The organism is Enterocloster sp. OA13, from assembly GCF_022440595.1.
GTDB lineage: Bacteria > Bacillota > Clostridia > Lachnospirales > Lachnospiraceae > Enterocloster > Enterocloster hominis.
The window spans coordinates 4,638,339-4,651,794 of the sequence record NZ_JAKNTF010000001.1; the positions used below are offsets into that span (position 1 = coordinate 4,638,339).

At 50.6% G+C, this 13,456-nt stretch carries 8 protein-coding genes; 3 read left to right on the top strand and 5 right to left on the bottom strand.

The annotated features are described in order from the left end of the window. Entirely contained in the window at positions 1 to 1,005 is a 1,005-nt protein-coding gene (locus tag MCJ35_RS20585) for a dihydroxyacetone kinase subunit DhaK (RefSeq protein WP_025485547.1), read from the bottom strand. 669 nt (positions 1,006 to 1,674) lie between these two features. Between MCJ35_RS20585 and MCJ35_RS20590 the strand changes: the two genes are divergently transcribed. Next, positions 1,675 to 2,463 carry a DeoR/GlpR family DNA-binding transcription regulator gene (locus MCJ35_RS20590; RefSeq protein ID WP_025485545.1) on the top strand — a complete coding sequence of 263 codons (789 nt, stop codon included), beginning with the start codon at positions 1,675 to 1,677 and terminating at the stop codon, positions 2,461 to 2,463. Positions 2,464 to 2,633: 170 nt separating this feature from the next. Here the strand turns inward: MCJ35_RS20590 and rpoC are convergent, their stop codons facing one another. Further along, positions 2,634 to 6,347 carry a DNA-directed RNA polymerase subunit beta' gene (gene rpoC / locus MCJ35_RS20595; protein ID WP_025485543.1) on the bottom strand — a complete coding sequence of 1,238 codons (3,714 nt, stop codon included), beginning with the start codon at positions 6,345 to 6,347 and terminating at the stop codon, positions 2,634 to 2,636. Between the two features lie 11 nt (positions 6,348 to 6,358). After that, positions 6,359 to 10,249, bottom strand: a complete 3,891-nt coding sequence (rpoB, locus tag MCJ35_RS20600) for a DNA-directed RNA polymerase subunit beta (RefSeq protein ID WP_008719823.1) — start codon at positions 10,247 to 10,249, stop codon at positions 6,359 to 6,361. A 348-nt stretch (positions 10,250 to 10,597) separates the two neighbouring features. Between rpoB and MCJ35_RS20605 the strand changes: the two genes are divergently transcribed. Further along, positions 10,598 to 11,047 carry a hypothetical protein gene (locus tag MCJ35_RS20605; protein ID WP_008719826.1) on the top strand — a complete coding sequence of 150 codons (450 nt, stop codon included), beginning with the start codon at positions 10,598 to 10,600 and terminating at the stop codon, positions 11,045 to 11,047. A 67-nt stretch (positions 11,048 to 11,114) separates the two neighbouring features. On the opposite strand, the gene MCJ35_RS20610 is transcribed toward MCJ35_RS20605, so the two are convergent. Beyond that, complete coding sequence (locus tag MCJ35_RS20610) at positions 11,115 to 11,555, bottom strand: YwiB family protein (protein WP_008719828.1); 441 nt, start codon at positions 11,553 to 11,555, stop codon at positions 11,115 to 11,117. A gap of 17 nt (positions 11,556 to 11,572) precedes the next feature. Beyond that, entirely contained in the window at positions 11,573 to 12,634 is a 1,062-nt protein-coding gene (locus tag MCJ35_RS20615) for a D-alanine--D-alanine ligase family protein (RefSeq protein WP_025485542.1), read from the bottom strand. Between the two features lie 144 nt (positions 12,635 to 12,778). Here MCJ35_RS20615 and spoIIR point away from each other — a divergent pair, with 144 nt between their 5' ends. After that, the gene (gene spoIIR, locus MCJ35_RS20620) at positions 12,779 to 13,414 is read left to right on the top strand and encodes a stage II sporulation protein R (RefSeq protein ID WP_008719832.1); all 636 of its coding nucleotides are present in this window, start codon (positions 12,779 to 12,781) and stop codon (positions 13,412 to 13,414) included. Positions 13,415 to 13,456 lie beyond the last annotated feature (42 nt).

Consider the following 13,456-nt stretch of genomic DNA (forward strand, 5'->3'; position numbering starts at 1 on the left):
TCACCTATCCTCTCTCGTATAATAAGGGCTATGGCAGGGGGCATCATAATACTTTTTCAGTTCATCATCCATTTTCATGACGGAAATTGAAAATCCTCCCATTTCCATGCAGGTACAATAATTGTTAATGTCCGCGTCATATACAGTGACGCCGTCCGAATCCAACAGTTCCTTAAGCTTGCGGTAGACAATGCTCATCTCCATGATTGTGGTGGAGCCAAGACCATTAACCAGTACACAGACCTCATCGCCTGGAGCTAAAGGCATATCCTTTACCAGGTTCTGGTACATAACCTGGGTCAGTTCATCGGCCGGGCACATTTTGGCCCGCTTGATTCCCGGTTCACCGTGGATGCCCATCCCATACTCCAGTTCATCCTCCGCCAGCTGGAACGTTGGCTTCTCAGAGCCGGGTATCTGTCCCGGGCTGGTGGCGACACCGATGGTCCGCAGCGCGGCCCTGGCTTTCTCAGTAACCCGCACCACCTCCTCTAATTCAAGGCCCTCATCACAGGCAGCCCCGGCTATCTTGATGACGAACACGTTCCCCGCAATCCCCCTTCTGTCCTCCACACGGTCAGGGGGCGCGGATGCACAGTCATCCCAGGTCCGCACATGGGCGGTTTTAATCCCTTCATCCTGAAGCATTTCTTCCGCCATATCAAAGTTCAGATTATCTCCCGCATAATTACCATAGATAAAAAGGACACCCTTGCCTCCATGGACGGCCTGCCCCACTTCCATGATGGTTCCCGGGTCCGGGGAGGCAAACACATTTCCGCAGGCAGCCGCATCAGCCAGCCCCCGTCCCACAAAACCGGCAAACATGGGGTCATGTCCGCTTCCGCCCCCAATCACCAGCCCAACCTGGTTTTCCCTGTGCTTTTTATAGAGCACACCGTTCACATCATCAATCCTCTCATAATAACGGCTATAAGCAGCAATAAACCCTTCCATCATCTCCGCTACAACATCATCTGCCTGGTTGACAATTTTTTTTGACATTAAGCTTCCTCCCACGAAATATTTGTTCGTTCTTAGTTTCTTTTTGTTACTTTTTGCGTTTTATGTTTGATTTATATCAATATTAGCACATAGTTTTTTTATAGTCAACATTTTATTGTCCATTATTATAAAAATTGTACATAATATCAAAAATATGTCACTAAAATTGTGCATAATATCAATCATTCCATGGTGTGTTTGTCAAAACTGAAACATTTTTATTTCATTCTTTTTATTTTTGTTCGTTTCTTTATCAGATACCAATTGATTAGGTCCACTTATGAAAATCATCCGGAATGCACTGCAATTATTTCCATGAACCCATATTCCCTCATCTTCCAGCACACATTCCGACAGCCCTGATACTTCCCCCTTCCTCTGAACCCCCAGCCTCTCTAAATCCCCCCTTCGCTACAACTCCTGCATTCCCCATAGGGTCCATAACACAAACTTTTTGAGCAAAACAAACATATACTTTAAAAAGTCAAACATTTTTCTTCCCTTTTTGGATTGACAATTTCTTTTACATTGTATAATATGAATACAGGGGTAATTGTATCTGCTTGTTGATGCCCTGTTCGTTTGTTCGTTTTCATCATGCAGGCAAACAATATATACCGTAGGCAAACAGGCAGGTTCAAGACATTTGCCCATCAGGAAGAGGTAATTATGGAGAAAAAAAGGCAGCGGCTTTCTAAGATGGTGGACATCCTTCGTAGCCAGGACACTATGACCGTGCGTGAGTTATCAGAACGTCTGGAGGTATCCCTTATGACGGTTCGCCGTGATTTAGATGAGCTTCAGGCAGAAGGTATCGTGGAACGTTCATATGGAAAAGCGGTTCTTTGCAAAAACGCGCCACATAGCCTTTATGAAAATATTGAGAATATTTACAGCCTGTCATGGGCAAGCGGTTCCATGGACGAACAGAAAAGCCGCATTGCAAAATATGCGGCCAGCCTGATTGAGCCAGGAGAGGTCATAATCCTTGACAACGGATCCACCACGGACCGGATTGCTGATTATATCCCCTATGGCATGGACCTGACTGTGGCCTGCTATAACCTGAACATACTGGTCAAACTGGCTAACCGGGATAGGATGAACATTATTTTTGCCGGTGGGTATTTCCATCCCAGTGACCAGATGTTTGAATCAGCGGAGAACATTAATTTCCTGGGGACCATCCGCGCACATAAGCTGTTCTTATCTGCATCGGGTGTACATACCGCTTTAGGCATGACGTGCGCACATGACTTTGAGGTTGCAGTGAAACAGACCGTCCTTAAGTCTGCCCTCAAAAAGATATTAGTGGCGGATTCCAGCAAATTCGGAACCGTGAAAACCGTATACTTTGAAAAAATGGATGTACTTGACATGATCATCACCGACACAGGACTTTCCGGCGAATGGGCGGAGATTATCCGCGGCAAAGGGATTGAACTGGTAATGGTCTGATGAGGGTCCGGGTATCAAAAATGTGGGAGCGGTGTACATATCTTATATGCCGGCCGCTCCCCTTCCAGATATTTCATCCTGTTTTTACCAGAACTTTTTCATCACGACGCAAAAAAACCATGGTCCTCCCTCCCGGGATTCCCATGGTTTTTCCATATCCATATCAGATTCTATTCTTCCGTCACTTCAACATCGTCCTCATCAATATCCGCCATATCGTCCAATGCCAGGACTTCCTCCGCAACATTATCCTCAGTCAGGTTAATCTCGTTGTCATCCTCTGAAGAAAGGATGATCTCGTCATCCTCTGACAGCAGGATATCATCCGAAGCCATGTCGTCCGTATCCAGCTTCACATTGCGGTAGCGCTTCATACCCGTACCAGCCGGGATAGGCTTACCGATGATTACATTTTCCTTCAGGCCAATCAGATGGTCAATCTTGCCGTTGATGGCTGCCTCGGTCAGGACCTTGGTGGTTTCCTGGAAGGATGCTGCCGACAGGAAGGAGTCGGTTGCCAGGGATGCCTTGGTGATACCAAGCATTACCTGCCTTCCGTCTGCCGGTGTCTTGCCGTCTGCAATCAGCGCCTCATTCATCTCATTATAATCAAGGACATCCATGGATACGCCCGGCAGCACATCGCTGTCGCCGCTCTCCTCAATCTTGATTTTCTTAAGCATCTGATGGACAATCATCTCGATATGCTTATCATTGATTTCCACGCCCTGGAGACGGTATACACGCTGGACTTCCTGAAGCATGTAATCCTGTACCGCACGCACACCCTTAATCTTTAAGATGTCGTGAGGATTGATGCTTCCTTCCGTCAGCTCATCGCCGGCTTCCAGTACCTGGCCGTCCAGGACCTTAATCCTGGAACCATAAGGGATGAGATAGGTCTTGGAGTTGCCTGTCTCGTTGTCCGTCACCGTAATCTCGCGCTTCTTCTTGGTGTCCTTGATCTGCACCACGCCGCCGAACTCAGTGATGATGGCAAGACCCTTTGGCTTACGGGCCTCGAAAAGCTCCTCTACACGGGGAAGACCCTGTGTGATATCACCGCCGGCCACGCCGCCCGTATGGAACGTACGCATGGTCAGCTGTGTTCCAGGCTCACCGATGGACTGTGCCGCAATGATTCCGACCGCTTCACCTACCTGTACGGGCTGGCCTGTTGCCATGTTGGCGCCGTAACACTTGGCGCATACGCCGATATGGGACTTACAGCTTAAGACGGTACGGATCTTGACGGTCTTACGTCCCGTCTTATTCAGCACCTTCATGACAGCTGCCGCGCGCTTAGGCGTGCACATATGGTTAGCCTTAACCACGACCTCGCCTGTATCCGGGTCAGTGATGGTCTCGGCAATATAACGTCCTGTAATCCTCTCTTCCAGGTCCTCGATGACCTCATTGCCGTCCATGAAAGCCTTGATTTCCATAAACGGGATATCCCTGCCCTCACAGCAGTCCACTTCACGGATGATCAGATCTTGTGAAACGTCTACCAGACGCCTTGTCAGGTAACCGGAGTCAGCCGTACGCAGGGCCGTATCGGACAGACCTTTACGCGCGCCGTGTGCGGAGATGAAGTACTCCAGTACGTCCAGGCCTTCACGGAAGTTGGACTTGATAGGAAGCTCGATGGTGTGTCCTGTGGTATCCGCCATCAGTCCGCGCATACCTGCCAGCTGTTTGATCTGCTTATCAGAACCACGGGCGCCGGAGTCAGCCATCATGTAGATGTTGTTGTACTTATCCAGGCCGGTCAGCAGGTCATGGGTCAGCTGGTCATCGGTGGTCTTCCATGTCTCGATAACCTCTTTGTAACGCTCCTCCTCAGTGATGAGGCCGCGGCGGTAGTTCTTGGCAATCTGGTCCACGGTTGCCTGGGCATCCTCAATCAGCTTTGGCTTGCTTGCAGGCACGGTCATATCGGAAATCGATACGGTCATGGCTGCTCTGGTGGAATACTTGTAACCGATTGCCTTGATATCGTCCAGTGTCACGGCTGTCTGGGTAGCGCCATGGACATTGATGACCTTCTCAAGGATCTGCTTTAACTGCTTCTTGGCAACATGGAAATCCACTTCCAGCTTCAATTCATTGCCAGGAACGCTTCTGTCCACAAATCCCAGGTCCTGGGGAATGATTTCATTGAAAATGAACCGTCCGATGGTGGATTCAATGATATCTGTCTTCACCGTGCCATCGGCCATGGTCTTTGTAACCCTTACCTTCACACGTGAATGCAGGGTTGCCTCCTGGTTCTCATAGGCCAGGATTGCCTCGTTGACGTTCTTGAATACCATGCCCTCGCCCTTTGCACCGGGGCGCTCCTGGGTCAGGTAGTAGATACCAAGCACCATATCCTGTGAAGGAACCGCAACCGGGCCGCCGTCAGAAGGCTTTAACAGGTTGTTAGGGCTTAACAGGAGGAAACGGCACTCTGCCTGGGCCTCTACGGACAGTGGCAGATGCACGGCCATCTGGTCGCCGTCAAAGTCGGCGTTGAACGCAGTACACACAAGAGGATGCAGCTTAATCGCCTTACCCTCAACCAGGATCGGTTCAAATGCCTGGATACCAAGCCTGTGGAGCGTAGGGGCACGGTTCAGCATGACAGGATGCTCCTTGATGACATCCTCCAGCACATCCCATACCTCGGGCTGCAGCCTCTCCACCATCTTCTTGGCATTCTTTATATTGTGGGCGGTTCCGTTGGATACAAGCTCCTTCATTACAAAGGGCTTGAACAGCTCGATGGCCATTTCCTTGGGAAGTCCGCACTGGTAAATCTTAAGTTCAGGTCCAACCACGATAACCGAACGTCCGGAATAGTCAACACGCTTACCAAGCAGGTTCTGACGGAAACGTCCCTGCTTACCTTTCAGCATATCGGAAAGTGACTTAAGGGCGCGGTTGCCGGGTCCTGTTACAGGCCTGCCGCGGCGGCCGTTGTCAATCAGGGCGTCCACTGCCTCCTGGAGCATGCGCTTCTCGTTGCGGACAATGATGTCCGGAGCGCCCAGTTCCAGCAGTCTTGCAAGACGGTTGTTCCTGTTGATGATCCTTCTGTATAAGTCATTGAGGTCAGAGGTGGCGAAACGTCCGCCGTCCAGCTGTACCATGGGACGGATATCCGGCGGGATTACAGGAATCACATCCATGATCATCCACTCAGGACGGTTGCCGGAGGTCAGGAATGCCTCCACTACCTCTAATCTCTTGATGATTCTTGCACGCTTCTGTCCCGTGGAGTCGGCCAGTGCCTTGCGCAGGTCCTGGGAATCCTTCTCCAGGTCGATGGAGCGGAGCAGTTCCTGGACTGCCTCAGCGCCCATTCCCACACGGAAACCGCCGGTGCCGCCGTACTTCTCAACCTCTTCCCTGTATTCCTTCTCGGACAGGACCTGCTTATACTGCAGGCTGGTTGAACCGGCGTCCAGCACAACGTAGGAGGCGAAATACAGCACCTTCTCCAGTGTCCTGGGCGAGATGTCCAGAATCAGTCCCATACGGCTGGGAATACCCTTAAAATACCAGATATGGGATACGGGAGCGGCCAGCTTGATGTGGCCCATGCGCTCTCTACGGACACTTGCCTTTGTAACTTCCACGCCGCACCGGTCGCAGATAACACCTTTATAACGAATCTTTTTGTATTTACCGCAATGACACTCCCAGTCCTTACTAGGCCCGAAGATCCTCTCACAGAACAGTCCGTCCTTCTCAGGCTTTAATGTCCTGTAGTTGATGGTCTCAGGCTTCTTAACCTCGCCATGGGACCACTCCAGAATCTTATCAGGGGAGGCCAGACCAATCTTAATGGCATCAAATGTCATTGGATGATAAGTTTCATTAGTTTCTGGCATGAGCATTAACTCCCTTCTTATTCTTCGTCTTCACCGTCAACAGCGTCGTCCAAAATCAGTTCGTCCTCCGCATCGTCGGTGTAATCATCGGCCAAATCGTCCTCTACTGCTACTTCGTCCTCCACTGTCACAAGTTCATTATCCTTGAACTCCTGCTTCTGGTATCCGAACTCAGCATAGGGCTCCTCAGAAGAGCCAAAGCGGCGGTCGCCCTCTAACATGGCGCGCAGCTCAGTATCGCCGTAATCAATATTTTCCGCCATCTCAACCTCGGTGCCGTCATCCCTCAGGACCTGTACATCCAGGCCAAGGGACTGCATCTCCTTAAGGAGTACCTTAAAGGACTCAGGCACGCCCGGCTCAGGTATATTCTCGCCCTTGATGATGGCCTCATAGGTCTTTACACGGCCTACAACGTCATCGGACTTAACTGTCATGATTTCCTGCAGGGTATAGGAAGCGCCATATGCCTCCAGTGCCCAAACCTCCATCTCACCGAAACGCTGTCCGCCGAACTGTGCCTTACCGCCCAGTGGCTGCTGTGTAACCAGGGAGTATGGTCCGGTTGAACGGGCATGGATCTTATCGTCAACCAGATGGTGCAGTTTCAGGTAGTGCATGTGTCCGATGGTAACGGCCCCGTCAAAGAACTCGCCGGTACGTCCGTCGCGCAGGCGCACTTTTCCATCCCTGCTGATTGGAACACCTTTCCACAGTTCCCGGTGCTCTAAGTGGGCGCCAAGGTAATCCATAACAGAAGGCTTAATAAGGTCTTTATATTTAACTTCAAACTCTTCCCATGGCAGGTTAACGTAATCGTTAGCCAATTCCAGGGTATCCATGATGTCATTCTCGTTTGCACCGTCAAAGATAGGGGTGGATACATTAAAGCCCAGGGCCTTGGCTGCAAGGCTTAAGTGGATTTCCAGCACCTGTCCGATGTTCATACGTGACGGCACGCCCAGGGGGTTAAGCACGATATCAAGGGGACGGCCATTGGGCAGGAAGGGCATATCCTCAACAGGAAGCACACGGGACACAACACCCTTGTTGCCGTGACGTCCGGCCATCTTATCGCCCACGGAAATCTTACGTTTCTGGGCAATATAGATGCGTACGGTCTCGTTCACGCCAGGTGAAAGCTCGTCTCCATTCTCCCTTGTGAACACCTTTGCATCCACAATGATGCCGTATGCGCCGTGGGGTACCTTAAGGGACGTGTCACGCACTTCCCTTGCCTTCTCACCGAAGATGGCGCGCAGCAGCCTCTCTTCAGCAGTCAGCTCAGTCTCTCCCTTAGGAGTAACCTTACCCACCAGGATGTCTCCTGCGCGGACCTCTGCACCGATGCGGATGATTCCGCGCTCGTCCAGATCCTTCAGGGCATCCTCACCCACACCGGGAACATCCCGGGTGATTTCTTCCGGTCCCAGCTTGGTGTCACGGGCTTCCGCCTCGTATTCCTCGATGTGGACCGATGTATATACATCTTCCTGAACCAGACGCTCAGAAAGAAGGACAGCATCCTCGTAGTTGTAACCTTCCCATGTCATGAATCCGATTAAGGGGTTCTTGCCCAGCGCGATTTCACCGTTGTCAGTGGACGGACCGTCCGCAATGACCTCGCCGGCTTCCACATGGTCGTTCTTATACACGATTGGCTTCTGGTTGTAACAGTTACTCTGGTTGCTTCTCTTAAACTTGGTCAGATGGTAAACATCCCGGTTGCCGTCCTTATCCCTCTTGATGATGATCTCATTGGAAGCAGAACGCTCTACAACGCCCGCATTCCTGGCAACCACACACACGCCGGAGTCGACCGCTGCCTTTGACTCAATACCGGTTCCTACTGCAGGCGCTTCCGTGGTCAGAAGGGGCACTGCCTGACGCTGCATGTTGGAACCCATGAGGGCACGGTTGGCATCGTCGTTCTCCAGGAAAGGAATCATGGCCGTTGCCACGGAGAATACCATCTTGGGGGATACGTCCATCAGGTCAATGGTCTTTTTCTGGAACTCGGATGTCTCTGTGCGGAAACGTCCGGATACATTATTATGGATGAAATGGCCTTCCTCATCCAGGGCCTCGTTGGCCTGGGCAACCACGAAGTTATCTTCCTCGTCCGCGGTCAGGTATACAACCTCATCCGTTACCCTTGGATTGGCAGGGTCCGTGGTCTTATCCACCACACGGTAAGGCGCCTCGATGAAGCCGTACTGGTTCACCCTTGCATAGGTTGCCAGGGAGTTAATCAGACCGATGTTAGGACCTTCAGGCGTCTCGATAGGACACATACGACCGTAATGTGTATAGTGTACGTCACGTACCTCGAATCCGGCACGGTCCCTGGACAGACCGCCAGGTCCCAGGGCGGACAGACGGCGCTTATGGGTCAGCTCTGCCAGCGGGTTATTCTGGTCCATGAACTGGGACAGCTGGGAACTTCCGAAGAACTCCTTTACGGCCGCGGTCACGGGCTTGATATTAATCAGGGACTGGGGGGTGATGCCATCCATGTCCTGGGTGGTCATACGCTCCCTTACCACACGCTCCATACGTGAAAGACCGATGCGGTACTGGTTCTGAAGCAGTTCTCCCACCGCACGGATACGGCGGTTGCCCAGATGGTCAATGTCATCCGCATTGCCCACCTGGCCCTCCAGGTGCATATTATAGTTAATGGAAGCAAGGATATCTTCCTTTGTGATGTGCTTTGGTATCAGGTCGTGGATATTCCTGCGGATGGCTTCCTTCAGCGCCTCCGGATCCGTGCCAGCTTCTTCCAGGATAGAAGACAGGGCCGGGTAGTATACTAACTCGGTAACGCCCACTTCCTCCGGGTCAAATGGAACATGTGCGGAAAGCTCAACCATCATGTTGGAGAGGACCTTCTGCTTCCTGTCGGGTCCGTCAACCCACACAAAAGGAACAGCCGCGTTCTGAATCTTCATAGCGGATTCCTTATCCAGCTTGGTTCCTGCCTCTGCAAGAATCTCGCCTGTGGTGGTATCCACAACATCCTCTGCAAGTATCTGGCCGTTCAGACGGTACTTGAAGGAAAGCTTTTTGTTGAATTTATATCGGCCTACTTTTGCCAGGTCATATCTTCTGGGGTCAAAAAACATGCTGTTCAGCAGACTTTCTGCACTGTCAACAGATAAAGGCTCACCGGGACGGATCTTCTTATATAATTCCAAAAGGCCATCCTGGTAATTATCGGATGTGTCCTTGCCAAAGCTGGCTAATAATTTGGGCTCTTCACCGAAGAGCTCCAGGATTTCTGCGTTGGTACCAAATCCCAGGGCACGGATTAAAACAGTCACTGGCACCTTACGGGTCCTGTCTACACGTACATAAAATACGTCATTGGAATCTGTCTCATACTCCAGCCATGCGCCACGGTTAGGGATGACGGTACAGGTATACAGTTCCTTACCTACCTTATCATGGCCAATACCGTAGTAGATACCAGGGGAACGTACCAGCTGGCTGACAATAACACGCTCAGCACCGTTAATTACAAAGGAACCGGTATCTGTCATCAGGGGCAGGTCGCCCATGAATATCTCGTGTTCGTTCATTTCATCTTTATCTTTATTGTACAGTCTTACCTTTACCTTAAGTGGTGCGGCGTAAGTTGCATCCCGTTCTTTACACTCTTCGATGGTATATTTAATATCATCCTTACACAATGTAAAGTCAACGAATTCCAGACTTAAATGTCCTGCAAAGTCTGCTATCGGAGAGATATCATCAAACGCTTCCCTGAGTCCTTCGTCGAGGAACCACTGGTAGGAGTCTTTTTGAATCTCAATCAGGTTTGGCATCTCAAGAACTTCTTTCTGTCTTGAGTAGCTCATTCTTACGCTTTTCCCGGCCGGTACCGGACGTATTCTGCTTTTCTCCATTGACGTTTCACCCCTGTTTTCTAATTTGGTTCGCAATATTTTCATTCCGTTCATACGGTATGGACGCACCATACGCCATTCCGTAAAAACACAAATATCACTGTCGTTCTCTGTGATTGGGCGAGAGGCACAGGCCAAAGGGCGCAAAAAGCCCACCTCACCACAATAGTGCACACTCCATAATAACACAGCCTTGTCAAGGTGTCAAGCATTTTTTGCTTGCAATTTGTTTATGAAAATGATATACTATTATAGAATGTCTCCTGAGGGGTTGTAGTTTTTTTACCCTCGTTTTGCCAGGGTAACAGGGGCAAATGATAATATATTTACGTTTGGAGGTATACCTTTATGGCAAATACCATTATGCACGTACTGCTTGTGATCTTAATCATTGCAGTGGTGGTTCTGGCAGTTCTCTATTTTCTGGGGAACAAGCTTCAGAAGCGTCAGGTGGAACAGCAGCAGCTCCTGGACGCGGCAGCTCAGACCGTATCCATCCTGGTGATTGACAAGAAGAAGATGAAGCTCACACAGGCCGGACTTCCAAAGGCAGTGACAGACCAGACGCCCAAGTACATGCGCTGGGCCAAGGTACCGGTTGTAAAAGCCAAAATCGGTCCTAAAGTCATGACTCTGATTGCTGACGGACGGGTATTCGAATCCCTTCCCATCAAGACAGAGGCCAAGGTTGTGATCAGCGGGATTTACATCACCCAGATTAAGAGCGTGCGCGGGGGCGCTATCCCAACTCCTCCTAAGAAGAAGGGATTCTTCGCAAGATTCAGGAAGAATAAGTAACTAAAAAGAAGCGGCATGACCGCTTCTTTTTTATATGTCCCTGTTGGATTCCTGTCCGTCACAGTCCTTACATGGATGCATATGACTGGGGGCATGACTGTACATCCAGCCGGATGCTGCAGTCTGACAAATGCTCATAATTAATATCCAGGGAATAATCGATATCCACCTTCAGTTTATCGGGCTGTTCATTAATCTTAATCTTATTGGCCTGGATGCCCACCACCATGTCGCCCAGGGGCGTGGTATAGCAGGACAGGTTCTTCTTGTTTTTCTCGAACTGCATATGGGTGTTGGCTATGCCCTTTTTGATGATATCCATCCCGACCTGTGATATCTTAATCACATTCTTTACCTTGCCCTCAAAGCCCTCCATCACTTCCTCATAGAGGATATAGTGCTTTCCGTTCTTCTGATAATAATCTCCTCTTACTATCATCTCAACATCGGAGTCTTCTTCGTCCATCATCTGGATACCGCTGATTGTGATCAGCACATCTTTTGTCATCGTTCATCCTCTTTCCATTATGCGTAGCGTTCCATACCATGGGACAGCAGCATCCCTACCAGCTGGTCCTTCCCGATTCCCCTGGCCTCCCACAGCATGGGGTACATGCTGATGGCTGTAAAACCAGGCATGGTATTAATCTCATTGAATACTACTTCTCCGTTATCCTTTACAAAAAAATCCACCCGGGCCAGACCGTATCCGTCCACTGCCCTGAATATGTCCATGGCCGCCCGGCGTACCTTTTCTGTGGCCCCATCCGGAAGCACGGGGTCCGTGACCGTCCTGGACTCCTCATTAAAATACTTGGCGTCAAAATCATAAAACTCCGCGGCTGCCAGGATTTCTCCCACGCCCGAGGCTTCAATCCCGTGGCTGCCACCGCCGAATACCGCACACTCAACCTCCCGGCCCACAATGGTTTCTTCCACCAGGATCTTCCGGTCATGGCGGGCTGCTTCCAAAAGCCCTGCCTCCAGTTCCTGCCTGTTCCCAGCCTTGCTGATTCCCCTGGAGGAACCTGCGTTGGACGGCTTGATGAACACGGGGTAAGGGAAATGCTTCTCAATCCTGGACGCCACCTGTTCCATATCCCCTAACTCTTCCCTGTAAACCGATTCATATTCGGCCTGGCGGATTCCCAGGTCTGATACGATGATCTTGGTATACAGTTTATCCATGGAAACAGCAGACGCCAGGACACCGCAGCCCACATAGGGAATCCTGGCCAGTTCCAGAAGTCCCTGGATCGTGCCGTCCTCGCCGTAAAGCCCGTGAAGGATGGGGAACACGATATCCACTTTCACCTCTTCTACATTGTCTCCATCCATTAGTAAAATACACTTCTTAGTTGCATCAGGCGGGAGGACTGCCCATACCTTCCCGTCCCTCCACGCACCGCTTTTCACATCTTCCAATGATTCCGTCTTTATCCAATGGCCTTCTTCTGTAATACCAACCAGTACGATATTGTAACGTGTGCTGTCTATGTGTTCTATGACATTGACCGCCGACATGCAGGACACGATGTGCTCTGATGACTGGCCGCCAAATATAACCGCCACTGTTAGTTTACTCATGTCAGTCTCCTTTATGTACGCAAAAAAATGCGTTTGCTTCATGATTATAGTATATCATATGTGGCAATAATTACAAACAGAAATTAATTTGGCATCTGCTTGCAGATTATTGAAAATCTTTGATTCCGGGAGGATGAACCATATATGAAACATAAAATCAGTCTGTGCATTTCCGCTCTTTGCTTTATCACCGCATTCCTTATCACCATGTCATCCCGCACAGCGGGCGAGGAAGCCCTGGCCTCCCGCATTGCGCCGGAGATACTGCGTTTCCATATCCTGGCTGAAAGCGACAGCGCCCATGACCAGGAACTGAAGATTGGCCTGAAAGGCCTTGTACTGGACTATGTCCACAGCCAGGTGCCGGACAGCACCGGCAAGGACGGACTGATAGAGTGGCTGGAAAACAACAGAACCAGTATTGAAACCATGTCCGAGGACTGGCTTGCTGACCAGGGCGCGCCCTATGGGGTCACCCTGGAGGTCACAAAAGACTATTTCCCCACAAAGGCCTATGGGGACATGGTGTTCCCCTGCGGCACCTATGACGCGGTGCGCATAACCATCGGACAGGGAAAAGGACACAACTGGTGGTGTGTCCTCTATCCTTCCCTCTGTTATACGGATTCCCTCCACGCCGTTGTCCCCGAGTCCTCCAAACAGACACTTTCCTGCCTTCTGGACCAGGATGACTACGGCGCCCTTCTTCCCCGGAAGGAAAAGGACGGAAAAAAGCCGGAAGTCCGTGTCCGCTTCCGGCTGCTGGATCTGCTGCGTTAAGTGCCTGGTCCGGCTGGCTTCAGCTGGCTCCTGTACCGGCTG

Coding starts and splice junctions, on each gene's coding strand:
- MCJ35_RS20585 (WP_025485547.1), bottom strand. CDS start 1,005: ATGTCAAAAAAAATTGTCAACCAGGCAGATGATGTTGTAGCGGAGATG.
- MCJ35_RS20590 (WP_025485545.1), top strand. CDS start 1,675: ATGGAGAAAAAAAGGCAGCGGCTTTCTAAGATGGTGGACATCCTTCGT.
- rpoC (WP_025485543.1), bottom strand. CDS start 6,347: ATGCTCATGCCAGAAACTAATGAAACTTATCATCCAATGACATTTGAT.
- rpoB (WP_008719823.1), bottom strand. CDS start 10,249: ATGGAGAAAAGCAGAATACGTCCGGTACCGGCCGGGAAAAGCGTAAGA.
- MCJ35_RS20605 (WP_008719826.1), top strand. CDS start 10,598: ATGGCAAATACCATTATGCACGTACTGCTTGTGATCTTAATCATTGCA.
- MCJ35_RS20610 (WP_008719828.1), bottom strand. CDS start 11,555: ATGACAAAAGATGTGCTGATCACAATCAGCGGTATCCAGATGATGGAC.
- MCJ35_RS20615 (WP_025485542.1), bottom strand. CDS start 12,634: ATGAGTAAACTAACAGTGGCGGTTATATTTGGCGGCCAGTCATCAGAG.
- spoIIR (WP_008719832.1), top strand. CDS start 12,779: ATGAAACATAAAATCAGTCTGTGCATTTCCGCTCTTTGCTTTATCACC.